Here is a 21,571-nt window from a genome sequence, read left to right on the forward strand (position 1 = left end):
CATAAATAAAAAAAGCGCCCGTAAGGGCGCTGAAGATTCACCTATTCCAAAGGAGCACACGTGCTTCAAAGGTGAATGTGTGGAGAAAAAGGCGGATCGCTTCGCCTTGATCTCCCTGCCGTTCCTACAAGAACTAAGTTATCAACCTCAGCCTGACGGAGGCATGAGCAAGTAATTACAATTCGGCAAGTTCTCTGTTAGTTAGAGAATACTCAGTGGGTATTCAACGATCAGGCGGAACTCGTCGAGGTCAGACTCGAACTGAGTGGCACGAGTATTGGCCTGGCGAATCCGGAAAGACATGTCTTTCATCGAGCCGGTCTGCACCACATACTTGACCTCGATATCACGCTCCCAACGTTTCTGGTCGGTCAGCGGATTGCCGTCGGCATCGCGGCGCATGTAGGTGCTGTTCGCGTTCGAGTAGTCGGCGTCCGTACCCTTGCCGTAGCGGGTCATGAACGACAGGCCCGGAATACCGTACTTGGCCATGTTCAGGTCGTAGCGCACCATCCAGGAACGTTCTTTCGGCGAGTTGAAGTCGCTGTACTGGATCGAGTTGTCCAGGTAAATGGAGTCCGACTGGCGCAGGTAGTCGAAGTCGTCGTCACCGTTGTTGCGCTGGTGGGTCAACGAAATGGTGTGCGCGCCAAAGCGCACGCCCAGCTTGCCGCTCCAGATGTTGTTGTCGAACTCGCCGAGCAGTTGCTTGCCCTCATCGACTGCGCGGTAGTAGTTGAAGCCCGCCAGCAAGGCGAGGTCATCCGAGATCGGGTAGGTGAACGACGTACCGAAGTAGTTCTGGTCCCAGGCATCTTTCAGGCGGCTGGTGTACAGGCTCAGCGTGGTGTACTCACCCAGTTGGTAGTCACCCCCGAAGTAGGCGATCCAGGGAGAGTTGACCGGTCCGCCATAGAACCCGACGAAACCATCACGCATGTTGCTGGAGACGGGCTGGCTCATGGAGTGCAGCCGACCACCTTGCAGGGTCAGGCCCGGCAGGCTGGTGTTGACGGCTGTCACGCCGCGGAAGGATTCAGGAAGCAGGCGAGAATCGCCGAAGGAAACGACAGGCGTGACGGGGAAAACGTCACCGACTTTCACGACAGTATCGAACGCCTTGACCTTCACGGCGCCGCCGACCTTGGTGTATTCGTCGCGAGCATCACCCTTGCCGTCCACCGGCAACACGTCGAACGAACTGCGGGCACCATTTCGACCACCGCCGGTATCCAGCTTCAGGCCGATCATGGCGAATGCGTCAACGCCGACACCCACGGTGCCTTGAGTGAACCCGGATTCGAACTTGCCGATGATGGCGTGTGCCCAGGCTTCAGAGTAACCGGCGCCCCCTGCGCCCTGTTCTCCGTTGCGGTTATCCCGGTTGAAGTAGAAGTTTCGGTTGAGGACCGTCAGGCTGCTGCCTTCGACGAAGCCTTCTTTCTCGGTCGTTTCTGCTGCACTGCTAACAGCGCTATAACTTGCGATTGCAGAAAAAATAGCAAGTGACAGCTTGGCACTTCTCTTCATGTTTGCTCCGGACCCTTGGCAGTTTTCTTATTGAGATAGGACGGCCGTTTATTATTCAGCTGTGGTCACTGGCCGTTTCCTATCATTGCTGCCGAAAACTAACCGGAGCATGAGTAACTCATTACGATTCTGAAAGGTTGCCCGGCCTATGCCGGGCAACCCAACAACTCAGCTTTCGTCCAACCCCCATATCCAGTGGGCATCGATCAACAGCGACAGATGGGTGCGTAGCGTATCCGCGTGGGCCTGCAGGGCGCTGGTAGACGATGCGACGGCTTGTCGGCGGGCCAGCAACAACGACTGCAGATCCGCCTCGCCCAGTTCGTAGGCACGCTGCATCTGCGCTTCGTTCTGGGTCATGGCGGCGGCGCCATCCTTCGCGATCAGGTAGCTCTCATAAGCACCCGAGGCCAGTTCGACGTCACGGGCAATCCCGGCTTCCAGCTCCCGCTTGGCCAGGTCGACATCCTCACGAGCCGCATTCTCCTGGGCCAGCGCCTGGCTGTAGCGAGCACTGCGCGAGCCGCTGGGAATCGGCATGCTGAAGCTGACACCGTAGATGCGCTCACGGTTGCCCTGCTCGGAGGCGGTGAATACCCCCAACGTAGGATCCGGCACCCTGTCAGCCTTCGCCCGGGCAGATTGCCCCTGGTTTCTCAGCAGAGAGGCTTCGACCCGACGCAGCACATCGCTTTCGGCCAGGATCCGCTCGCGCCAGGTGTCGTACTGACCGAGTTCGGCCGAAGGAATGGGCAGATCAACCACTTTGCGCTCGATGCCAGGGAAGCGCCGCGACAGTGTTGCCCAGCTCGCAGCGGCTTTTATCTTGGCTTCGTTGCCTTGTCGCAGTTGCTCGGCCACTTCCGCCTTGACCAGGCTTACATCCAGCTTGGAGGCGTCACCCGCACGGTTGCGTTTTTCCGCCGCTGCCAGGCTTTCCTTGGCCGAGGCCAGGCCTTTATTGGCGATGGTGAGCGCGTGCTCCGACACCAGCCAATCCAGCCACAGGGTCATCAGTTCCCGCGCGGCTTCATGACGGACTTCGCCATAGGTGGCATCTGCCAATCGCAGCGTTGCCGAACTGATGTCCTGGTCGGCACTGGCCTTGCCAGGCAAGCGCACCGTGCGCTCGATACCCACGTTCCATTCGTTGTAGTTGGGGCCAGCGTCGGTACGCCGTTGCTGGCCGATTGCCGTGGCCGTCCATTCATAAGGCGAACGCCGGATGATGCCGGCCTCCAGCATGGCGGCATCCATGCTGGAGCGTGCCGAGGCCACGCGGGGATCGGCGTTGAGCAGCGATACCACCAGCGGCTTGGGCAGAATGTTTGCCGGAGCGGCAGGTTGCGCCACGGCCGGGCCACACACACTGATCAGCAGAGCCAGGGGAACAAGGCGCTTCATCAGACGAACTCCCCGAAGTTACTGACCTGGACCGTCCAATAGCGCAGCCCGGTATTTGGAAATTCCTCCTTGAGGGATTGCAGCACCTCCGTGAGTTGCTGCCGTTCCACCACGAGCTGGATCTGCACAGCCTTGGCCCGCCCCATGACACGCTCCATCGGATTGAGTGCCGCGGTGGACAGCCCGTGCGCCGCAACCGGTGTGCTGGTGAAGATCTGGTTCCCCGTCACGATCAGGAGGTGGTCGATGAGCTTCTCCTCCAGGCTTGGGGTGCAGAGCAGCGTCAACCAGGTATCAGGCATCTTTGGCCTCCTTTTTCGCGTGGGCGAATCGCAGATAGAGAATCGGGAGCAACATGAGGGTGAGCGCAGTGACGGTGATCAAACCGCCGATCACCACGATGGCCAGCGGCCGCTGGATCTCGGAGCCGGGCCCGGTAGCGAACAACAGTGGGACCAGACCGAAGGCGGTGATCGAGGCGGTCATCAGTACCGGGCGTAACCGGCGACGGGCACCCTGGAGCACCACTTCCCGCAGTGGCAGGCCTTCGCCATGCAACTGGTTGAAGTAACTGACCAGCACGATGCCGTTGAGCACCGCGATACCCAACAAAGCGATGAACCCCACCGACGCTGGCACCGAGAGGTACTCGCCAGTGACCCACAGCGCGACGATGCCGCCCACCAGGGCGAATGGGATGTTGCTGAGGATAAGCAACGCCTGGCGCACGGAGCCGAAGGTCGAGAACAGCAGGACGAAGATCAGACCAAGCGCCACGGGGACGACGATGGACAGCCGGGCAGCCGCACGCTGCTGGTTCTCGAACTGGCCGCCCCAGCTGATGCGATAGCCGTTGGGCAGTTCCACCTGCTGAGCCACCAGCGCCTTGGCCTCCTCGACGAAGCCGACCAGGTCACGACCGCTGACGTTGGCGATCACCACGCTGTAGCGGCTGCCCATTTCCCGGTCGATCTTCACCGGGCCATCGGCACGCTCCAGTCTCGCCACGCTGCTAAGCGGAATGGTCTGGCCATCCGGCGTGGTGATCCGCACCGCGTTGAAGTCCGCCGGCGACGTGCGCACCGACTCGTCCGAGCGAATGAGGATCGGCGTGCGCTGGTTGCCTTCGATCACCAGGCCGGCCTGCTGGCCTTCGATCTGCACGCGCAGTGCATCCTGGATGGCCTCGACGCTCAGGCCGAAACGGCCAGCCTGCAGCCGGTCGATCTCCACGCGCAGATACTGCACACCGTCGTTCTGCACGGTGTAGACGTCCTGGTTGCCCTGCACAGTCTTGAGCAGCGACTCGATCTTGCCGCCCAGCTGGTTCAGGGTGCCCAGGTCAGGGCCATAGATCTTCACGGCGAGGTCGCCGCGCACGCCGATGATCATCTCCGAGACGCGCATCTCGATGGGCTGGGTAAAGCTGTAGCCGATACCCGGCATTGGATCGAGCACCTTGCGGACCTCGTCCATCAGCTCTTCCTTGGTGTCCATCCGCCATTCGCTCATGGGCTTGAGCAGCAGGTAGGTATCGGTCTGGTTCAGGCCCATGGGATCAAGACCGATCTCGTCGGAACCGGCCCGCGCCACGATGCCCCGGATCTCCGGGACCGCTGCCATCAGCGCGGTCTGGATCTTCTTGTCCAGCTCGGCCGTCTGTTCGAGGCTGACCGATGGCAGTTTCTCGATACCCACGATCAGGTCGCCTTCATCCATGGTCGGCATGAAGGTCTTGCCCACCTGGGTGTAGACCAGGCCCGCGACGACCAACATGGCGCCAGCGATGATCGCGATCAGTTTCTGCCGGCCAAGCCCCCACTCCAGCACCGGGCCATAGATGCCCAGCAGCTTGCGGGCAAGCCAGGGGTCTTCGTGCTTGACCTCGCGCAGCAGGTAGGAAGACAGCACGGGGATCACGGTTAGCGACAGCAGCAACGATCCCGCCAGAGCGAAGACGATGGTCAGCGCCACCGGGACGAAGAACTTGCCTTCGAGGTCCTGCAGAGTGAGCAGCGGCAGGAACACGGTGATGATGATCAGAATGCCGGAGGTCACCGGTACCGCGACCTCGCGCACCGCCCGGTAGATGATGTGCAGGCGCGGCAGCTTGCCGCCGGAAGGATCGGTGGCCAGACGCTGGACGATGTTCTCGACTACCACCACCGCGGCATCCACCAACATGCCGATGGCAATGGCCAGCCCTCCCAGACTCATCAGGTTGGCGGACATGCCGACGAAGCGCATCAGGATGAAGGTGATCAACGCCGCCAGCGGAAGTACCAGGGCAACCGTCAGCGCTGCGCGAACGTTGCCGAGAAACAGGGCCAGCAACACGATGACCAACACGGTGGCCTCGATCAGCGCCTTGGACACAGCCCCTACCGCTTTATCGACCAGCGACGAGCGATCGTAGAAGCTGGTGATGGTGATGCCTTTCGGTAGTGTGGCCTCCAGTTCCTTGAGCTTCAGTTGCACACCGGCGACCACTTCGCGGGCGTTGGCGCCAGCCAGGCCGAGCACCAGGCCTTGCACAGCCTCGCCCTTGCCATCCTGGGTCACCACGCCGTAGCGGGTCAGGGTGCCAAGGCGAACCTCGGCCAGGTCGCCAACCCGCACCGGGCTGGAGCTGTTGGAATTGACCACAACGGCCCGCAGGTCATCCAGGGTGCGGATGCTGCCCTCGCTGCGTACCAGCAGGACTTCGTCACCTTCACCCAGTCGGCCGGCACCGTCGTTACGGTTGTTGGTGTTGACCGCGTTGGTCAGTTGCTCAAGGCTCACGCCGCTGGCAGCCATGCGGATGGGATCTGGCAGTACCTCAAAGGTCCTGACCTGGCCACCGAGGGAGTTCACATCCGCCACGCCAGGTACGGTACGCAGCGCCGGCCGGATCACCCAGTCGAGCAGGCTGCGACGTTCGACCAAGGACAAGGTTGTACCGTCCACCGTGAACATGAACATCTCGCCCAGCGGTGTGGTGATCGGCGCCATGCCGCCACTGATGCCGTCCGGCAGGCTGTCGCTCAGGTTGCCGAGACGCTCGGAAACCTGTTGCCTCGCCCAGTAGATGTCAGTGCCATCCTGAAAGTCGATGGTGACGTCGACCAGGCCGTACTTGGTGACCGAGCGCAGGATCTTGGTCTTGGGAATGCCGAGCATTTCAACTTCGATCGGCACGGCAATCCGGCTTTCAACTTCTTCCGGGGTCATCCCCGGCGCCTTCATGATCACCTTGACCTGGGTGCTGGCCACATCCGGGAAGGCATCGATGGGCAGCCCACGGTAGGCATACCAGCCCGCGCCGGTCAGCAACAGCGTCGCCAGCACCATGAACAGGCGCTGGGACAAAGAGAATTGGATAAGACGGCTAAGCATCACTCACCGTCCTCTTCAAGCCAGGCACCTTTCAGCGCAATCACGCCGGCGACGGCAACCTGGTCCTGTTCGCTGATGTTGCCCTGCACGCGGACCAGTTGCCCCGCGCTGGCTTCGACCTTGACCGGGCGGGCTTCGAAACCGTCGGGTGTGCGCACGAACACCACGGAATCGGTCTTGTTGCGCGCGACGGCAGACAGAGGAATGTCCCAGGATTTGCCAGCGGCCTGAACCGGGATCTCCACGGTGACGAGCTCGCCGGGACGCAGGGCGCCGTTGGCGTTTTCGATCTCGGCACGCAACACCACGAACTGGCTGGTGGCCGAGAGGGTCGGGCTCAGGTTGATGACACGCCCATTGATGCCCTTGTCCACCACTGTTACGCCTGCGCCCGGCTGAATGCCGATACTGGCTTCGGCCGGAATCTGCACGTCCAGCCACAGCGCATCGACCTGGGTGATGTTCAGCAGCGACGTGGCACCGTCGACACGCTGGCCGGGCCGGACCGAGATGTCGCTGACAATGCCGTCCTGAACGGCGCTGAGGGTGATCCTGTCGGAAGGAATCCCGGAGCGGATGACCTGCTCGATCATGGCCGGGGTCATTCCCGCCAAGGCCAGTTCGGCCTTGGTCTGCACCAGAGTCGCTTCCGCTTCCTTCAGCGTTGCCTGGGCTTCCTGCGCCCGACGCTGCGGGATGATGCCCTCATCGAAAAGTTTCTGTTCCCGGGTATAGGCCTGGCGGGCCAGCGTGGCGCGGGCGGATGCCTGCAGCAGCTGGAGCTGAAGCTGGCTCATCGCCGGGCTGGACAACCGCACAACCGGCTCGCCTTTGCGAACGGCCTGGTACTCGCCCACCAGCAGTTGCACCACCACACCCTCAAGTGGGGAACTGACGATCTGCTCCGCTTTCGGAGGCACGACAACCTGGCCGGGATATCGCGTGCTGACCGTCTGTTTCATGCTTTGCACAGCAGACGTCTTGATACCCAGCGCTTGAATTTGCTCATTGGCGACAGAGAACTTCTCAGCACTCATGGCAGGCCCTGAAATAATAAAAGCGATGGCGAAAGAGAGCCCCTTTACACCGCGCAGATAATGTTCGTTATTCATCGGAAGTTCCCCGTGAAGCGCCATGACATGGGCATGCTTTAGACCTGTCTTTGAGGATTTTTAAATCGCAAGGCGAGCGCGGTCGCGGGACGAACATGAGTAACCCACTCGTCTGCTGCACCCTTTGCATGGAAGGAGATTGTCGTAGACTCCTCTACAGGTTCGATTCTAGAGGGGGGTGACTATCAGGAACGTTACCGCTGAATTACAAATTTGAAGGATTCCACCGCCCTCCTGATTTTCGTTTTAAGATTGATTCATCGATGATCACCATGCCGGTTCGGTGCATGAGGAAATGACACTTCAAGAAATAAATGAATAATTTTTTATTTGACACCCGAATACTTTTTTAAATTTGAGATAAACAAATAATGCGTGTTCTAGTAGTGGAAGACGAAGCCAAAACTGCCGAATACCTTCAGCAAGGGCTTACCGAAAGTGGCTATATCGTTGACCGGGCAAGTAATGGCGTCGATGCGCTGCACCTGTTCCAGCACAACACCTACGGCCTGGTCATCCTGGATGTGAACCTGCCCAAGGTCGACGGCTGGGACGTGCTCGACACGATCCGCAAGACCAGCCGGGTTCGCATCATCATGCTGACCGGTCGTGGCCGCCTGCACGACAAGCTGAAGGGCCTGGACGGCGGCGCCGACGACTACCTGGTGAAGCCGTTCGAGTTTCCGGAACTGCTTGCCCGCATCCGCTCGCTGCAGCGGCGTGGCGACGAGGTGGTGGACCACCCGACCTTGCGGGTCGCGGATCTTGAACTGGACCCGGGTCGCCACCGTGCGTTCCGGGGTGACCTGCGTGTCGAGCTGACCACCAAGGAATTCGCCCTGCTGCGCCTGCTCATGAGCCACCCGGGGGAAGCACTGACTCGCTCGCAGATCATCTCTCTGGTCTGGGACATGAACTTCGATTGCGATACCAACGTGATCGACGTGGCGATCCGGCGCTTACGCGCCAAGATCGACGATCCGTTCGAGAACAAACTTATCCATACCCTGCGGGGTGTGGGCTATGTGATCGAGGACCGTTCATGAAGCGCTTCAGTCTGGCCGCCAGGCTGGGACTCAAAGTCGGCTTGATGAGCGTGATACTGCTGGTGCTGCTCTCTATCGTGGGCTACCTGATGCTCGGCCAGGCGCTGGAGCGCACAGCGCAAAGCAGCCTGGTCACCAAGATGGGTGGCATGGCCCATAACCTGTCGACCGTCGCGGATCTGTCCGAGGTCACCGCAGACTCCCACCAGTTAGTCGACCTGGCTATGGGGCACAACAACCTGTTCGTCAGCATTTTCGATACGGCAAACAGCCGAATCCCCCTGCTGACCATCGGCTCGAAAAAGATAACCACCGAACTCACCAGCTTTCCTGCCAACGACCAAGTGGAGTTCTACGAGTGGAACAACGAACTGGGCATGCCCATGCTCAGCGTTTCCCAGCTCATGCGTCTGGCTGACGGCACCCAGGTCGGTGTGTACATGACCGTGGATGAATCCTCCGACGCCGAATTGCTCCGGGCGATGCTGAGCTGGGCCCTGATGGCGTCACCCTTCATCCTGGCGCTGATCATGGTCGTGGCCTGGTGGACGGTACGCCGGGGCTTGCTGCCGCTTACGCGCTTTCTGAAAGTCGCGTCGAAGATCTCCACGGACAACATGCAGCACCGGCTGCCTACCGACCGCCTGCCGGTCGAACTTCGCGAACTGGCCGACGGCATCAACTTCATGCTGCACCGCCTGGACGGCGGCGTGCAGCAGCTCTCGCAGTTCTCGGACGACCTGTCCCACGAGCTGCGTGCGCCGCTCACGAACCTGATGGGCAAGGCGCAGGTGGCCCTGTCGCGGCAACGTACTTCGGAGGAGTACCGCGAGGTGATCGAGTCCTGTACCGAGGAGCTGGATCGCATGAAAAGCATGGTGGCCGACATGCTGTTCCTGGCTCATGTCAGCCAGCCTGCCGCCCTGGTGCAGTTCGAGACAGTGGCACTGGTCGATGAGGTACAGCGGGTCAGTGACCTGTTCAGCCTGAGTGCCGAAGAGAGCGGCGTTCGGCTCGATGTGTCAGGCAGTGTCGATGTGGCCCAGGGCAATCGCCTGATGATCCAGCGCGCGGTGTCCAACCTGCTGTCCAACGCCATCCGCTACTGCCCACAGGGGCAGGCTGTAGTGGTGAAGGTTCAGCGTGAGCAAGAGCACATCAGACTCAGCGTCGGCAACCCCGGCCAGGGCATACCGGAAGAACACCTGCCTCACCTGTTCGAACGCTTCTATCGGGTCGACAAAGGCCGGGCGCGCAGCGAGGGCGGTACGGGCCTCGGGCTTGCCATCGTGCGATCGATCATGAGCCTGCACCAGGGCGTGGCGAAGGTAGAAATAACGGGCTCGGGCTTTACCTGGTTCCACCTGAGTTTTCCGGTGAATCGTCTCTGAACCCAAGGCGTCTTTCAACATTGTAATTAGCGCCTCACGTTGTCGTCAGAGACGCTTCTTTAAGGTTCAGGGGTATCGACAATCTCACGATCCATTGAGATCCAAACCCCTGGAGTTTCTGAAAATGCGACTGACCCAAGCGCTTCTCATCGGTGTTCTGGCTGTTGGTGTGACGACACCGGTATTTGCCGAAGATGGCTACGACCGCTCGATCGAATTCAACAAGAAATTCCGCGAGGACCAGAAACGCCTCTGGGGTGAAAAAGACACCGCAGACAAAGCCAAACCGGCAGAGACCAAAGAAAAGGAAAACGCTAAAAGCCCATCCTAGGCTCATGGATGTGCTGTTTCTCTACTTCCTCCTTCCCCCTCGATCTTGAGGCAGGCGCTTGACCGCCTGCCCCGGATCACCCTCAAGCGGCATCCTCCTCAACGCATCAACAGTTGGACCGCCAGCCCCGCCAGTGCACTCATCACCAGCACCTGGATCACACCGCGCTTGAAGTAGAACAGGGCAATAGCGGCGGCCGCGGCGATAAGTGCGGAGGCCCATTCAAAGCCTCCCCCAAAGCCGTTGGGCCAGAGCACGTGGTAACCGAAGAACAACGCCAGATTCAGGATCACGCCCACTACGGCTGCGGTGATCCCGGTCAGCGGTGCTGTGAACTTCAACTCGTTGTGCGTCGACTCCACTAGAGGGCCGCCGGCGAGGATGAACAGGAACGACGGCAGGAAAGTGAACCAGGTGACCAGCACAGCCGCCACAGCGCCCGCCAGGAACGGATGGTCGGTGCCGAACATTGGGTGGATGTAGCCACCAATGAAGCCGACGAAGGTCACCACCATGATCAACGGTCCCGGCGTGGTTTCCCCCAAGGCCAGCCCGTCGATCATCTGCGTGGGCGACAGCCAGCCGTAGTGACCGACCGCCCCCTGGTAGACATAAGGCAGCACCGCATAGGCGCCGCCGAAGGTGAGCAACGCCGCCTTGGTGAAGAACCAGCCCATCTGGGTCAGGGTGCCTTGCCAGCCGAAGATGGCGGTCAGCAACCCCATGGGGAGCATCCAAAGCAGTGCACCGATCAGGACCAGTTTGAGCAGATAGCTCCAGCGGAAACGGGCATGCGCGGGGGGCGGTGTATCGTCATCGATCAGCGCAGGTCCATAACTGGCTTTTCCGGCGCCATGCTTGCCACCGGTCACGAACTTGTCCGGCAGCACTTTTCCGCCGATGTAGCCCAGCACGGCAGCGGCCAGAACGATCAGTGGGAACGGGACGTTCAGGGCGAAAATGGCGACGAAGGATGCTGCGGCGATCGCCCACAGCCAGCCATTCTTCAATGCCCGGGAACCGATGCGATGCGCCGCATGGACCACGATCGCGGTGACCGCCGGCTTGATGCCATAGAAGATTCCGGCGACCACCGGAACGTTGCCGAACTCGATATAGACCCACGACAGCCCGATCAGGATGAACAGCGACGGCAACACGAACAGGCCGCCGGCGACCACCCCGCCCCAGGTCCGGTGCATCAACCAACCGATGTAGGTCGCGAGCTGCTGGGCCTCGGGCCCGGGCAGCAACATGCAATAGTTCAGGGCATGCAAGAAGCGCTTTTCGCTGATCCAGCGGCGGCGCTCCACCAACTCCTGGTGGAGTATGGAGATCTGTCCTGCCGGCCCGCCAAAGCTGATGAAACCGATCTTCAACCAGAACAGCAAGGCCTCGAACAATCCCACCGGAGTTGCCGGCTTGAGGGGTTCTTCACCCGTGGCCAGCGTTGTCGTTTCAGCCATGACCGTTCTCCTCGTTGGCAAAGGCCGTCAGCAGCCCGTCGAAAATGCCGTTTGCCGCTGCTATCAGTTGGTTGTCGTCGGTAATGCTCTCGCGCAGGCCCGCCAGGACACGCTCGATGCCGGACGCCTCCGCAGGCTGACTGCCACCCACATCGAGGTAGTGAACGAGTGCGGCGATACGCGAAAGACCGGGAGCCTTCAGCACGAAGCTGTCGATCAGGGTCTCGAAGGTGACGCGGTGCCCGACATGGCTGAACGCAGCGCCATCGAAGTCAAAGCCCAGCGCATCGGCGGGGCAGTCGCTCGGGGTTTCCAGCCAGAGGATTTCGGCGCCGCTGTCGATGAAGCGCTGGATGAGCCAGGCAGAGGCCAGCCGATCGACCCAGGGACGTCGACGGGTTGCCCAGCGGCGCCCCTGGTAATGACTGCGGTCCAGCAGCGTGACGGGATGATCCTGAATGTGCGGCTCATCAGGTGAGAGGGCACGACTGATTGCCGTCTCCAGCGCTTCGAGCGCGGTCTCGGTCTGCTGCTTCGCAACGCCGGGGAAGAAGTCGATAAGGGCCAACTGGGCAAAGGTCTTGCGCAGTTTTCTGACCTGGCGAGCCACCTGCAGGGCGTTCTCGGGAAGCAGTCCCTCCTTGCACGCGGCGACTTCGTCGCGCAGCTTGCTGTACTCCTCACTCCGGTCGAACAAGTCGGCGAAGCGGGTTTCTTCATCCGGGAATACCAGCAGAAACGCAGTGCCGCCGCTCACCGTCACATCGCGTTCCACGGACTCGAACGCCTCGCGGCCCGCGTCCTGCTCAGGCAACAGGTACACACCGTCGCGCAGCACGGCAGCGCCGCAAGCCTTCAACGCCCGCCAGGCACGCATACGTTCGGTCGCGTTGGCCGTGGGGAGTGCCAACACCAGGAGAAGCCAATTTTTCATGTAGAGAATCAAACATAAAATGTATGAATCTCTACTGTAGTTCTGTTCTCAGGAAAATGCACTGCCAGGATGAGGGTTCGATTCACTCACGTTGACCATATCCCCCCAGGGGGGATACGCTAGCGACACGAATCACCCGCACTACCCGGAGGTAGCGCATGCTATCCGTTCTAAAAAATCGTACCTATCGGCACCTCTTTCTGGCCCAGGTGATCGCCCTGGTGGGCACTGGTCTGGCGACGGTTGCCCTCGGGCTTCTGGCATTCGACCTGGCCGGCGCCCAGGCGGGAGCTGTATTGGGCACCGCGCTCGCCATCAAGATGGCGGCCTACATCGGCGTTGCACCGGTTGCCGCTGCCTTCGCCGAGCATCTGTCGCGCAAGGCGATGCTGGTCACCCTGGATCTGGTCAGGGCAGCGGTCGCGCTGATGCTGCCCTTCGTCACCGAGATCTGGCAGGTGTACGTGCTGATTTTCGTGCTGCAGTCGGCCTCTGCGGCGTTTACGCCAACCTTCCAGGCCACCATTCCCGACATCCTGCCGGACGAGCGCGAGTACACCCGGGCGCTTTCCCTTTCGCGCCTGGCCTATGACCTGGAAAGCGTGATCAGTCCGATGCTGGCCGCGCTGCTGCTTACGGTGGTCAGCTTCCACAGCCTGTTCGCGGGCACGGTGGTGGGCTTCCTGGTGTCCGCCGCGATGGTCGGTACCGTGGTGCTGCCCCTGGCGGCACGAGGCCCAAAGCGCAGCATCTACGAACGCACCACCAAGGGCATGCGGATTTTCCTGCGCACCCCGCGGCTGCGTGGCCTTCTTGCGCTGAACCTGACGATCGCAGCCGCCAGCGCCATGGTCATCGTCAACACCGTGGTACTGGTGCAATCCAAGTTCGCGCTGCCCCAGAGCTCTACCGCCATGGCCTTGATGGCCTTCGGCGGTGGCTCGATGGTGGTCGCCCTGATGCTGCCCAAGCTGCTGGAGCGACTGGACGATCGCAAGGCGATGCTGGCGGGCGGTGCGGTGCTGGTAGCAGGTCTGATCCTGGGCACCTTCGTCTCCAGTTACCCGGCGTTGATCCTGTTGTGGCTGGTGTTGGGTGCCGGCTACTCCCTGGCACAGACGCCGTCCGGACGAATTCTGCGTCGCTCTTCCTCAGCCCAGGACCGGCCCGCGCTGTTCGCCGCCCAGTTCGCCCTTTCACACGCCTGCTGGCTGATCACCTACCCGCTCGCGGGATGGTTGGGCGCAAGCGTCAGCCTGACGGCTTCGTTCATCGGACTGAGTCTGGTTGCCGCCGTAGCCTGGCTGGTGAGCAAGCGGATCTGGCGTCCGGAGTATGAGGAAGACGTGGTAGCGCACAATCACGATGACCTGCCGGAAGACCACCCGCACGTGGCCAACGGCAATGCGCATGCGCACTCGTTCGTCATCGATGACGATCACCGGAAATGGCCGAAACCATAAAGCCCGCATTGCACGGGTTCTATCGATGTAGAAAAGAAACAGGGCCGCTTTGCGGCCCTGTTTGCATCACTCGTGAGAGTGGCCGTGACCCGCATCGCCAGACTTCGATTCGGTATCAGTACCACCGCAGGCAGCCAGCAGGCCGAGGAAGCACAGCAGAACGAGCGATTTGAGGATTTTGGTAGTCATCTTCAGTTATTCCAATTGAGATCAAAAAGTCGGGGCGAACAACGGGCTCGCCCCGGCGGGATTACTTCTTCACGTTCAGGTAGTCGCCAGTCGTGTTCAGCACGATGGTGACGTCGGCGTTGGTGCGGTTACGCCAGAACCAGCCATGGGTGCCATCGAACAGCGCTGTCAGGTCGCCCTTGTCGCCTTTCACCTGACGCCCTTTGCTGTAGCTGTGGAAATCACCCTGGGCGGCGTTGTAGATCTCACCGTGAGTGTCGTGGTTGACCGGGCCAGATGCGGTCCATTCATAGCTCACGGTGCTGCCCTTGAGCATTTCCAGCTTGATCTCCCGACCTTCGCCTGGCGTCAGGGTCACGGTGACCTGATCGGACTTGGCGTTGGCAGCAGGTTTGCTGGATACGGGAGCCACGGGCTGAGGGGCTGCTGCCACTTGCTGTACGGGTGGCGCTACCGGTGCAGGTGCAGGTGCCGGTGCAGCAGCAACGACAGGAGCAGGGGCCGGAGCAGCTGCCGCTTTCGACGCAGCCTCGTCAGCCAAAGCCTCAGCAGCGAGGGTGATCTTGATCTCGCCCATCTGCGTCAGGCCCATGGCGCGGCCTAGGCCGGTCGGGTCGACCGCGTATTCCGAAGGCATCACCACGGTGACCAGCAGGCCCATGGCAACGGCCAGGGCAATGACGGTGGAACGAATGAGTTGAGGGCTGCTCGGCAGTTCACTGGCCGATGGAAGTGGAGAATTGAACATGATCAGGAGTCCTTAAGCGGTCAGAAACAGGCCGGAGATCTGGTAACCCATCAACAGGAAACCAGCACTCATCATTGCGACGTTGGCGGTATAGGCATGACGCCAGAAGCTTGGGGTCTGCCTCCAGAAGCCCATCAGGATCAGGATGGCGCTCAACGCCATCAGCTGACCGATCTCCACACCCACGTTGAACGCGATCAGGTTGGGGATCAGCCCGTCGGGAGAGATCTCGTACTCCTGGATCTTGGTTGCCAGGCCGAAGCCGTGCAGCAGGCCGAAAATCAGCGTGGCGGCCTTGGTGTTCGGCTGGTAGCCGAACCAGCGCTGGAAGGCGCCCAGGTTATCCAGCGCCTTGTACACCACCGAGAAACCGATGATCGCGTCGATGACGTACGAGCTGATGCTGACTTCCGTCAGCACGCCGATCAGCAGCGTCACCGAATGGCCGACCGCAAAGAGCGTGACGTACAGGCCGACATCCTTTAGCCGGTAGAGGAAGAAGATGACGCCGAACAGGAACAGCAGATGGTCGTATCCCGTGACCATGTGCTTGGCGCCCATGTAGATGAAGGGGATCAGCATGACCCCGGTGCTTTCCTGGATGAAGCCCTTGTCACCCTCGGCCACGGCATGGGCCAGAGCTTCTGGCATGCCGATGAACAGCGAGGCGACGAGCAGGAACAGCAGATACAACAGGTGACGTGAACGCATGGCGAACAGGCCCCCACCCTTTAGGGAGTGCGAATGCATGGATCAATCCTTTCTTGCAGTGATTGTTGGCCGCAGAGCGGCCTTGGTCAGGAAGCAAGCACAGGACGGGGTGGGCGTTCGATACGGAAGATGGGGGGCCAAGGCACGGAATCGCCCAGCATGGCCAGGTGTACCGAGGCTTCGAAATGACTGGAGAAGTGGATTGCAGCTGGTATCTGAGGCGTTTCGTGCTGGTGATCGGGCGTCAGGGGGGAGTGGTAGTGATCAGAGCACTGCGCACAACTCAGGGACGAGTCGTGGGAGTGATCATGAGTCAGGCTCTGGGCGCTCTTCGCCGTGATTTGCGAGGGGACGGAAAGTGAATAGGCATGACCGGTCCAGGCCAGCAGAAAGGCCATTGCCAAAGCCACGATCATGGTCGCTGAAAGAAAACGACGAGACATCCCAATGCTTATCCGGTTGAAACACGGTGTGAAATAGCGCGTTTGACCCAACCCCCCCAGGGGGATAGCATGCAGAGCGTAAAGTATCGCCGTCCGAGACTCAAGTCATGTCAGAACACGTTCACGACCAACCGCATGGTCACGCTCATACCCACCAGACTCACGACGCCATCATCAAACGCCTCAAGCGAGCGGACGGCCACCTGCGCAGCATCATCACCATGATCGAGGAAGGACGTGAATGCGTGGACATCGCCCAGCAGCTCCATGCTGTTGAAAAGGCCGTGTGCCAGGCGAAGCGGACACTGATCCAGGACCACATCGACCATTGCCTGGAAGACTCGGTGACAGCCCTGAGCAAGGGCGACCGTTCGGCACTGGACGAATTCAAGCAAATCACCAAATACCTGTAGCCACGGCGCTCGGTTGTTGAATGTTTGCGTACGGCGGTTACCTCGGCCTGTTTCTGGCTGCATTCGGCGCGGCAACCCTGCTGCCCATGCAATCGGAGGCAGTGCTGGGCGGACTGCTGATATCCGAGCGTTTTTCCACAGCCATCCTGCTGGTGGTGGCCACCACAGGCAACGTACTCGGATCGGTTGTGAACTGGCTGCTGGGACGAGGTATCGAGGCTTATCGCGAAAAGCGCTGGTTTCCGGTAAAGCAAGCGGCCTTCGAAAAAGCCAAAGCCTCCTATGAACGTTACGGGTACTGGTCGCTGCTGCTCAGTTGGGCCCCCATCATTGGAGACCCGCTAACCGTGATCGCCGGCGTGATGAAAGAGCCGCTCTGGCGGTTCGTCCTGATCGTCACGCTCGCCAAGGGCGGACGGTATCTGGTCCTTGCGATTCTCATCCTGGAGAACCTGAGTTGAGCGCGTACGAATCACCACCTTCGCGGGTTGAACGACACAACGGACAGGACCTCATCAAGTGGATCGCCCTGCTCACGATGGTGCTCGACCACATGCGTCTGGCATGGCCATCACTGGATAACCTGTTCATTCTGGGACGCCTCTCGTTCCCGCTGTTTTGCCTGGCGATCGCCGTGAATGTCTGTCGAACGGAAGTTGGCGCGTTGTTCACTCGCAGCAATGGCCGCTACCTAACGCTCATGGTGATATTTGCCATGATTTCGGAAGTGCCCTACCAGCACATTGGTGCCGCCGGGAAGCTGAACGTGCTCTTCACCCTGTCCCTTGGATTGCTAGTGGCGTGGGGTGTCCATCACAGGACCTGGCAAAGTCTGCTGCTCACTATCGCGGCTGCCGCTGCGGCGTATATTTTCAACGATTCGCTGATGTACGGCTTCTTCGGTGTGCTTCTGCCGGCAACGTTCGTGCTGGCCGTAAAGCGCCCCGAGTTCTTTGCAATGCTGCCTGTGATGCTATGCGTGGCCGTCAATAGCAGGGGCGGGCTGTTTTCTCAGGCCGTGCACCTGGAGCCCGCAGCACTGAGTGCGCTGATAGTCGCAGCCCTTGCCCCGCTTCTGGGTATGGCGCTGCTCTGGTCGCAGCTCACCCTTCGCGTGATGCCCGTGACTCGCTGGGCATACTGGTTCTACCCTGGCCACCTTGCTGTGCTTGTCGGCGTCCGGATGGCGCTGTAAATGACCACGCAACGCTGGGCTTAAAGCCTGTGAGTCCATTCAATTAGAGAGCGGATATTTTCTGACTTATCCGTCTGGATCATTTACGATTTCGAGTCTCTTCAATCGCCCGTACCAGAAAGGAATACGTTCATGTCACGCTTGGCAGAATTTCGAAAACTCGAACAGCAACTCGCAGATCAGCTGGCTGAACTGGAGGCCTTGAAGGGCAGCGCCGAACTGAAAAAAGAGATCGAATTCGAGGAAAAATTACGCGCTCTGCTCGCGGCCTATGGCTTCAGCCTTCGCGACGTTATCAATCTGCTAGACCCGCAGGCAGAGAAACGTACTACCGCATCGGACGCGGTAGTGTCGTCTAAAGCCGTACGTAAACCTCGCGCGCTCAAAGTCTACAAAAACCCTCATAACGGGGAGATCATTGAAACCAAAGGCGGAAACCACGCCCGGTTAAAGCTGTGGAAGTCCGAGTATGGTGCCGATGTTGTCGAGTCTTGGCTGTCGAACTAACACTGCGCACGGATGATGTCCTGCTTAAGAGTGCGATAGCAGGATATCTGCTCCGGCAAGAAGCAGTTGCCGGAGTAAATGGGCCTTCATTACATTTCTGAAAGCAATACATAAACTTCCTTACTCGATCATTGCGCATTAATTACAATTATGAAAAGAAGCCCCCTTCTCTACGTGACGTAGGTTAGATTCCCCATAGCACTGGGGGAACAATGGCCAACGATAGCGAACACGTTGAAAACGGCATCATTCATTACAAAACTGAAAGCTCAGGACTGATCACTATTGATCTTGCGCTAGCAAACGAACTATTTGTCACGTCACGCTGTGCGAACTTCAAGCAAGCCGCTCGCAGCCTCAACGTAGCTGTTGTTGGGTTGAGAAAGCGCTTGGAAAATCTTGAGGTGCGATTAGGGGCTCCGGTTTTCGTTTACAAGCAGAACAAACTGGTCCTGACCCGAGCGGGTCAGCGCCTCTGCGATCATATCGTTTCTGCCTTTCGGCACGACAGATTGAATGGTTCCTCAGAGAGGCAAACCTCGCAGTTCAGGATTGCTGTTGCTGAGCCGGTATTGAGTGACATTGTCTGTCGTGAGCTGATCACGTTCATCAGGGAACACGCCGAAACGCGGCTCGAAATCCTGTCAGATGATGTCCTCCACCAGATCAGTGAAGGGGCGGTGGACATTGCCGTCTTCCTGTCAGGGACCGGTGGCCCTGCCATGAATGAGCCCGACCGGTACGTCATCGAGAAACTCGGTACCGTTGGTTATTCACTATTCATCTCTAGCCGTTATGCGAGAGCCTCATTGCTGCCTGAGGATGACGCTGACCTCGGAAACTACATGCTCGTGCTACCGCCAAAGAGCGTCGCGCCCGCGCAGACATCAGCCTTGAACTCATTGACACAAAACCACCAGGGCGGCTCGACGAAGGTCGAGAGCTATGCGTTGGCTAGAGCATTGGTTGTGGGCGGCGCTTGCGTAGGTGTACTGCCTGACTACAGTCGAAACATAGAGAAAAACATCATGGCGCTTCCTGGTTTCCTTCAGGGACTGGAAGAGTCGAGCATATATATAGCTATAAAAATTGAACTAATACACGACCCCGAAATAACCAAGATCGCAAAACTAATCCGGAAAAGTTTCTTGGACAAGCAGGACTGGCTTCGTTATTAAACCCAGACTCAACCACTTAACATTACTGAAACTGTTTTGTCATTTTCTCTCTCGTGCTAGTCAAAGCGCTTAAACAAAGGGCATCTTGTGGCGGCAGCTTACAAGGCTGATCCGTAATTCAACGAAAGATCCATATTTGTCGAAAGAACAAAATAAGTTCACCGACAGCCAAGCACTTAAACGAGAGGCAAGCAATGAAGATCCGTTCTTCGAACATGCGGAAGAAGGTTTTCGCCGCCGCGATCATTGGCACATTCTCTTCTCAAGCATTCTCCGGGACAGTCACCAGCGATGGCGCTGACATCGTTCTTAAAACCAAGGGCGGTCTTGAGCTTTCCACCGTAGACAAGGAATTCAGTTTCAAGCTCGGCGGGCGCGTACAGGCCGACTACGGTCGGTTTGACGGCGTATTCACCAAGAATGGCGACACCGCAGATGCTGCTTACTTCCGCCGCGCATACATCGAGTTCGGTGGCACGCTCTACCGTGACTGGAAGTACCAGGTCAGCTACGACCTGTCGCGCAACACAGGTAACGACTCGATCGGTTACTTTGACGAAGCCAGCCTGGCCTACACCGGATTCAACGCTGTGCAACTGAAATTCGGTCGCTTCTATACCGACTTCGGCCTTGAGAAGGCGACCAGTTCCAAGTGGGTCACCGGCATGGAGCGCAACCTGTCCTACGACGTAGCCGACTGGATCAATGACAACGCGGGCATGGGTATCCAGGCCACGAGCAAGGTCGCTGACATGGCCTACTTCTCCGGCAGTGTATTCAGCGAGAACAACAACGACACCGACGGCGATAGCGTCAAGCGTTACAACCTGCGCGGCGTTTTCGCCCCTCTGAACACCGACGGCAACGTGCTGCACGTCGGCGCTCAGTATGCCTACCGAGACCTGCAGGATAGCGCAGTAGATACTCGCATCCGATCTCGCCTCGGCGTCCGCGGCGTGGACACCAATGGTGGTGGAGATGCCGGCGATAACGGCAACCGCATGCTATTCGGTGGTGCTACCGCGCAGGAAGGCTTGTGGAAAGGGGACTCCGTGTGGGGCGTTGAAGGAGCTTGGGCAACCGGCCCATTCTCCGTGCAGACTGAATACCTGCGCCGCACCCTGAAAGCCAACCAAGCCAGCAACGACATTGAGGCCTCCGGGTACTACGCCCAGATGGCGTATACGCTGACCGGCGAACCTCGGATCTACAAGCTGGACGGGGCCAAGTTCGACACCATCAAGCCCAAGGACAAAGAGCTGGGTGCCTGGGAGGTCTTCTATCGCTATGACAACATCAAGGTTGAAGACTCGAACTTGGTAGCCACGCCAGCCGACTCCAACGAGCGAAAGGCGAAGAGTCATACGCTGGGAGTAAACTGGTACGTGAATGAAGCACTCAAAGTCAGCGCCAATTACATCGGGGCTAGCACTGACAATGCGGAAAACTCTGCAGGCGACGACAGCGGATCCGCTGTCGTGACGCGGCTTCAGTACGTGTTCTGATCGGACGTTTAGCACACAAGATGCCTGGGACGTTGGCCCTGGGCATTTTGACAGTTAACTGAGTTTGCTTCAGATGCAAAGGCATGCAGCCATCGCAGGCGACTTCTAGAACATCTCACCAACGTTTTCAAAGATATCTAAACACCGGGAGAGCTGCCCTTGGCGAGGACCAATGACGGAGGATCACCACCAACTGCTAACGAGCTATCAGCGCTCAATGGTCGTCGGTGCGTTCTCTATCAATTCGAGGCAACGCTGCGGTTAGCTGCTGCTCTTTGAGACCATGTTTGTAAGCGTTGTATTGCATCACTGCGAACTGCTCCAGCAAAAGCGCATTCTGACGCCGGAGATCAAGATTCTCTGTTTCCAGGCGCCGGATGCGCTCAGCAGCAATGGCTAAACTGGCTGGCTTGGGGGGCGGAGGGGCCTGACGTATTCCTGCCTTTCGAGCCTTGTACGCATTTACGATCTTGATATTGCCGCTTAGCGATTGCCGAGTAGGGCATTTGCCTACCAACGGCTCCACGCCTTCGCAAATCCCCTTCCAGTTTACAAACTCCTCCCCAGCGCCGTAGATGAAATTCACGATCGCTTCAACGTCCGCTGCAGTCAAATGCTTAGCCATGT

21 protein-coding genes are annotated in these 21,571 nt (G+C 59.2%); 10 read left to right on the forward strand and 11 right to left on the reverse strand.

All coding sequences use genetic code 11. The features are described from left to right. Positions 1–201: 201 nt before the first annotated feature. The 5 genes from AC05QJ_RS28890 to AC05QJ_RS28910 all read right to left on the reverse strand — a co-directional run bounded on the left by AC05QJ_RS28890 (position 202) and on the right by AC05QJ_RS28910 (position 7,349). Positions 202–1,530 carry an OprD family porin gene (locus AC05QJ_RS28890; protein ID WP_476744614.1) on the reverse strand — a complete coding sequence of 443 codons (1,329 nt, stop codon included), beginning with the start codon at positions 1,528–1,530 and terminating at the stop codon, positions 202–204. 168 nt (positions 1,531–1,698) lie between these two features. Continuing rightward, positions 1,699–2,934: a TolC family protein gene (locus AC05QJ_RS28895; protein ID WP_476744615.1), complete on the reverse strand. Its 1,236-nt coding sequence runs from the start codon at positions 2,932–2,934 to the stop codon at positions 1,699–1,701. Next, positions 2,934–3,236, reverse strand: a complete 303-nt coding sequence (locus AC05QJ_RS28900; RefSeq protein WP_476744616.1) for a DUF3240 family protein — start codon at positions 3,234–3,236, stop codon at positions 2,934–2,936. Before AC05QJ_RS28900 ends, AC05QJ_RS28895 begins: the two co-directional genes overlap by 1 nt. After that, complete coding sequence (locus tag AC05QJ_RS28905; protein ID WP_476744617.1) at positions 3,229–6,312, reverse strand: efflux RND transporter permease subunit; 3,084 nt, start codon at positions 6,310–6,312, stop codon at positions 3,229–3,231. The genes AC05QJ_RS28900 and AC05QJ_RS28905 overlap by 8 nt, the downstream gene beginning before the upstream one ends. Continuing rightward, on the reverse strand, positions 6,312–7,349 hold the full coding sequence (locus tag AC05QJ_RS28910; protein ID WP_476748029.1) for an efflux RND transporter periplasmic adaptor subunit: 1,038 nt from the start codon (positions 7,347–7,349) through the stop codon (positions 6,312–6,314). The genes AC05QJ_RS28905 and AC05QJ_RS28910 overlap by 1 nt, the downstream gene beginning before the upstream one ends. Before the next feature lie 446 nt (positions 7,350–7,795). On the opposite strand from AC05QJ_RS28910, the gene AC05QJ_RS28915 reads away from it, so the two are divergent. The 3 genes from AC05QJ_RS28915 (at position 7,796) to AC05QJ_RS28925 (ending at position 10,192) form a co-directional block, all read left to right on the forward strand. Beyond that, complete coding sequence (locus tag AC05QJ_RS28915) at positions 7,796–8,470, forward strand: heavy metal response regulator transcription factor (protein ID WP_476744618.1); 675 nt, start codon at positions 7,796–7,798, stop codon at positions 8,468–8,470. After that, positions 8,467–9,861 carry a heavy metal sensor histidine kinase gene (locus AC05QJ_RS28920; protein ID WP_476744619.1) on the forward strand — a complete coding sequence of 465 codons (1,395 nt, stop codon included), beginning with the start codon at positions 8,467–8,469 and terminating at the stop codon, positions 9,859–9,861. The genes AC05QJ_RS28915 and AC05QJ_RS28920 overlap by 4 nt, the downstream gene beginning before the upstream one ends. A gap of 124 nt (positions 9,862–9,985) precedes the next feature. Continuing rightward, positions 9,986–10,192: a hypothetical protein gene (locus AC05QJ_RS28925; RefSeq protein ID WP_003089081.1), complete on the forward strand. Its 207-nt coding sequence runs from the start codon at positions 9,986–9,988 to the stop codon at positions 10,190–10,192. Positions 10,193–10,290: 98 nt separating this feature from the next. On the opposite strand, the gene chrA is transcribed toward AC05QJ_RS28925, so the two are convergent. Both chrA and AC05QJ_RS28935 read right to left on the reverse strand, forming a co-directional pair. After that, positions 10,291–11,658, reverse strand: coding sequence for a chromate efflux transporter (gene chrA, locus AC05QJ_RS28930; protein ID WP_476744620.1), 1,368 nt, complete (start codon positions 11,656–11,658; stop codon positions 10,291–10,293). After that, a complete protein-coding gene (locus AC05QJ_RS28935; protein WP_476744621.1) occupies positions 11,651–12,592 on the reverse strand; it encodes a chromate resistance protein ChrB domain-containing protein in 942 nt (313 codons plus the stop codon). The genes chrA and AC05QJ_RS28935 overlap by 8 nt, the downstream gene beginning before the upstream one ends. Before the next feature lie 158 nt (positions 12,593–12,750). Between AC05QJ_RS28935 and AC05QJ_RS28940 the strand changes: the two genes are divergently transcribed. Continuing rightward, positions 12,751–14,055 (forward strand): MFS transporter, encoded by a 1,305-nt coding sequence (locus AC05QJ_RS28940; protein WP_476744622.1) that lies wholly within the window; start codon positions 12,751–12,753, stop codon positions 14,053–14,055. 66 nt (positions 14,056–14,121) lie between these two features. Here the strand turns inward: AC05QJ_RS28940 and AC05QJ_RS28945 are convergent, their stop codons facing one another. From AC05QJ_RS28945 to AC05QJ_RS28955, 3 genes are all read right to left on the reverse strand, one after another. Beyond that, positions 14,122–14,244 carry a hypothetical protein gene (locus AC05QJ_RS28945; RefSeq protein WP_476744623.1) on the reverse strand — a complete coding sequence of 41 codons (123 nt, stop codon included), beginning with the start codon at positions 14,242–14,244 and terminating at the stop codon, positions 14,122–14,124. 61 nt (positions 14,245–14,305) lie between these two features. Next, positions 14,306–14,992 (reverse strand): hypothetical protein, encoded by a 687-nt coding sequence (locus tag AC05QJ_RS28950; protein WP_476744624.1) that lies wholly within the window; start codon positions 14,990–14,992, stop codon positions 14,306–14,308. Positions 14,993–15,004: 12 nt separating this feature from the next. Next, positions 15,005–15,742 (reverse strand): HupE/UreJ family protein, encoded by a 738-nt coding sequence (locus tag AC05QJ_RS28955; RefSeq protein ID WP_003089091.1) that lies wholly within the window; start codon positions 15,740–15,742, stop codon positions 15,005–15,007. Positions 15,743–16,253: 511 nt separating this feature from the next. Here AC05QJ_RS28955 and AC05QJ_RS28960 point away from each other — a divergent pair. The 6 genes from AC05QJ_RS28960 (at position 16,254) to AC05QJ_RS28985 (ending at position 20,944) form a co-directional block, all read left to right on the forward strand. Further along, positions 16,254–16,559, forward strand: a complete 306-nt coding sequence (locus AC05QJ_RS28960; RefSeq protein WP_453773192.1) for a metal-sensing transcriptional repressor — start codon at positions 16,254–16,256, stop codon at positions 16,557–16,559. Between the two features lie 20 nt (positions 16,560–16,579). Next, on the forward strand, positions 16,580–17,020 hold the full coding sequence (locus tag AC05QJ_RS28965) for a YqaA family protein (RefSeq protein ID WP_476744625.1): 441 nt from the start codon (positions 16,580–16,582) through the stop codon (positions 17,018–17,020). Beyond that, positions 17,017–17,754, forward strand: coding sequence for a TraX family protein (locus AC05QJ_RS28970; RefSeq protein WP_476744626.1), 738 nt, complete (start codon positions 17,017–17,019; stop codon positions 17,752–17,754). Before AC05QJ_RS28965 ends, AC05QJ_RS28970 begins: the two co-directional genes overlap by 4 nt. Positions 17,755–17,886: 132 nt before the next feature. Beyond that, positions 17,887–18,261 (forward strand): histone-like nucleoid-structuring protein, MvaT/MvaU family, encoded by a 375-nt coding sequence (locus AC05QJ_RS28975; RefSeq protein ID WP_476744627.1) that lies wholly within the window; start codon positions 17,887–17,889, stop codon positions 18,259–18,261. Positions 18,262–18,473: 212 nt separating this feature from the next. Continuing rightward, entirely contained in the window at positions 18,474–19,439 is a 966-nt protein-coding gene (locus AC05QJ_RS28980) for a LysR substrate-binding domain-containing protein (protein ID WP_476744628.1), read from the forward strand. A gap of 215 nt (positions 19,440–19,654) precedes the next feature. Continuing rightward, complete coding sequence (locus tag AC05QJ_RS28985) at positions 19,655–20,944, forward strand: OprO/OprP family phosphate-selective porin (protein WP_476748030.1); 1,290 nt, start codon at positions 19,655–19,657, stop codon at positions 20,942–20,944. 214 nt (positions 20,945–21,158) lie between these two features. On the opposite strand, the gene AC05QJ_RS28990 is transcribed toward AC05QJ_RS28985, so the two are convergent. Further along, positions 21,159–21,569 carry a hypothetical protein gene (locus AC05QJ_RS28990; protein WP_476744629.1) on the reverse strand — a complete coding sequence of 137 codons (411 nt, stop codon included), beginning with the start codon at positions 21,567–21,569 and terminating at the stop codon, positions 21,159–21,161. Positions 21,570–21,571: the final 2 nt, after the last annotated feature.

This window comes from Pseudomonas sp. TUM25319, assembly GCF_056388475.1.

Bases quoted from the DNA above. Each gene is read 5' to 3' on its own strand.
- AC05QJ_RS28935 (WP_476744621.1), bottom strand. From the start codon at position 12,592: ATGAAAAATTGGCTTCTCCTGGTGTTGGCACTCCCCACGGCCAACGCG.
- AC05QJ_RS28955 (WP_003089091.1), bottom strand. From the start codon at position 15,742: ATGCATTCGCACTCCCTAAAGGGTGGGGGCCTGTTCGCCATGCGTTCA.
- AC05QJ_RS28990 (WP_476744629.1), bottom strand. From the start codon at position 21,569: ATGGCTAAGCATTTGACTGCAGCGGACGTTGAAGCGATCGTGAATTTC.
- AC05QJ_RS28985 (WP_476748030.1), top strand. From the start codon at position 19,655: ATGCGGAAGAAGGTTTTCGCCGCCGCGATCATTGGCACATTCTCTTCT.
- AC05QJ_RS28960 (WP_453773192.1), top strand. From the start codon at position 16,254: ATGTCAGAACACGTTCACGACCAACCGCATGGTCACGCTCATACCCAC.
- AC05QJ_RS28925 (WP_003089081.1), top strand. From the start codon at position 9,986: ATGCGACTGACCCAAGCGCTTCTCATCGGTGTTCTGGCTGTTGGTGTG.
- AC05QJ_RS28950 (WP_476744624.1), bottom strand. From the start codon at position 14,992: ATGTTCAATTCTCCACTTCCATCGGCCAGTGAACTGCCGAGCAGCCCT.
- AC05QJ_RS28920 (WP_476744619.1), top strand. From the start codon at position 8,467: ATGAAGCGCTTCAGTCTGGCCGCCAGGCTGGGACTCAAAGTCGGCTTG.
- AC05QJ_RS28965 (WP_476744625.1), top strand. From the start codon at position 16,580: ATGTTTGCGTACGGCGGTTACCTCGGCCTGTTTCTGGCTGCATTCGGC.
- AC05QJ_RS28980 (WP_476744628.1), top strand. From the start codon at position 18,474: ATGGCCAACGATAGCGAACACGTTGAAAACGGCATCATTCATTACAAA.
- AC05QJ_RS28905 (WP_476744617.1), bottom strand. From the start codon at position 6,312: ATGCTTAGCCGTCTTATCCAATTCTCTTTGTCCCAGCGCCTGTTCATG.
- AC05QJ_RS28890 (WP_476744614.1), bottom strand. From the start codon at position 1,530: ATGAAGAGAAGTGCCAAGCTGTCACTTGCTATTTTTTCTGCAATCGCA.
- AC05QJ_RS28915 (WP_476744618.1), top strand. From the start codon at position 7,796: ATGCGTGTTCTAGTAGTGGAAGACGAAGCCAAAACTGCCGAATACCTT.
- AC05QJ_RS28900 (WP_476744616.1), bottom strand. From the start codon at position 3,236: ATGCCTGATACCTGGTTGACGCTGCTCTGCACCCCAAGCCTGGAGGAG.
- AC05QJ_RS28940 (WP_476744622.1), top strand. From the start codon at position 12,751: ATGCTATCCGTTCTAAAAAATCGTACCTATCGGCACCTCTTTCTGGCC.
- AC05QJ_RS28945 (WP_476744623.1), bottom strand. From the start codon at position 14,244: ATGACTACCAAAATCCTCAAATCGCTCGTTCTGCTGTGCTTCCTCGGC.
- AC05QJ_RS28895 (WP_476744615.1), bottom strand. From the start codon at position 2,934: ATGAAGCGCCTTGTTCCCCTGGCTCTGCTGATCAGTGTGTGTGGCCCG.
- chrA (WP_476744620.1), bottom strand. From the start codon at position 11,658: ATGGCTGAAACGACAACGCTGGCCACGGGTGAAGAACCCCTCAAGCCG.
- AC05QJ_RS28975 (WP_476744627.1), top strand. From the start codon at position 17,887: ATGTCACGCTTGGCAGAATTTCGAAAACTCGAACAGCAACTCGCAGAT.
- AC05QJ_RS28910 (WP_476748029.1), bottom strand. From the start codon at position 7,349: ATGAGTGCTGAGAAGTTCTCTGTCGCCAATGAGCAAATTCAAGCGCTG.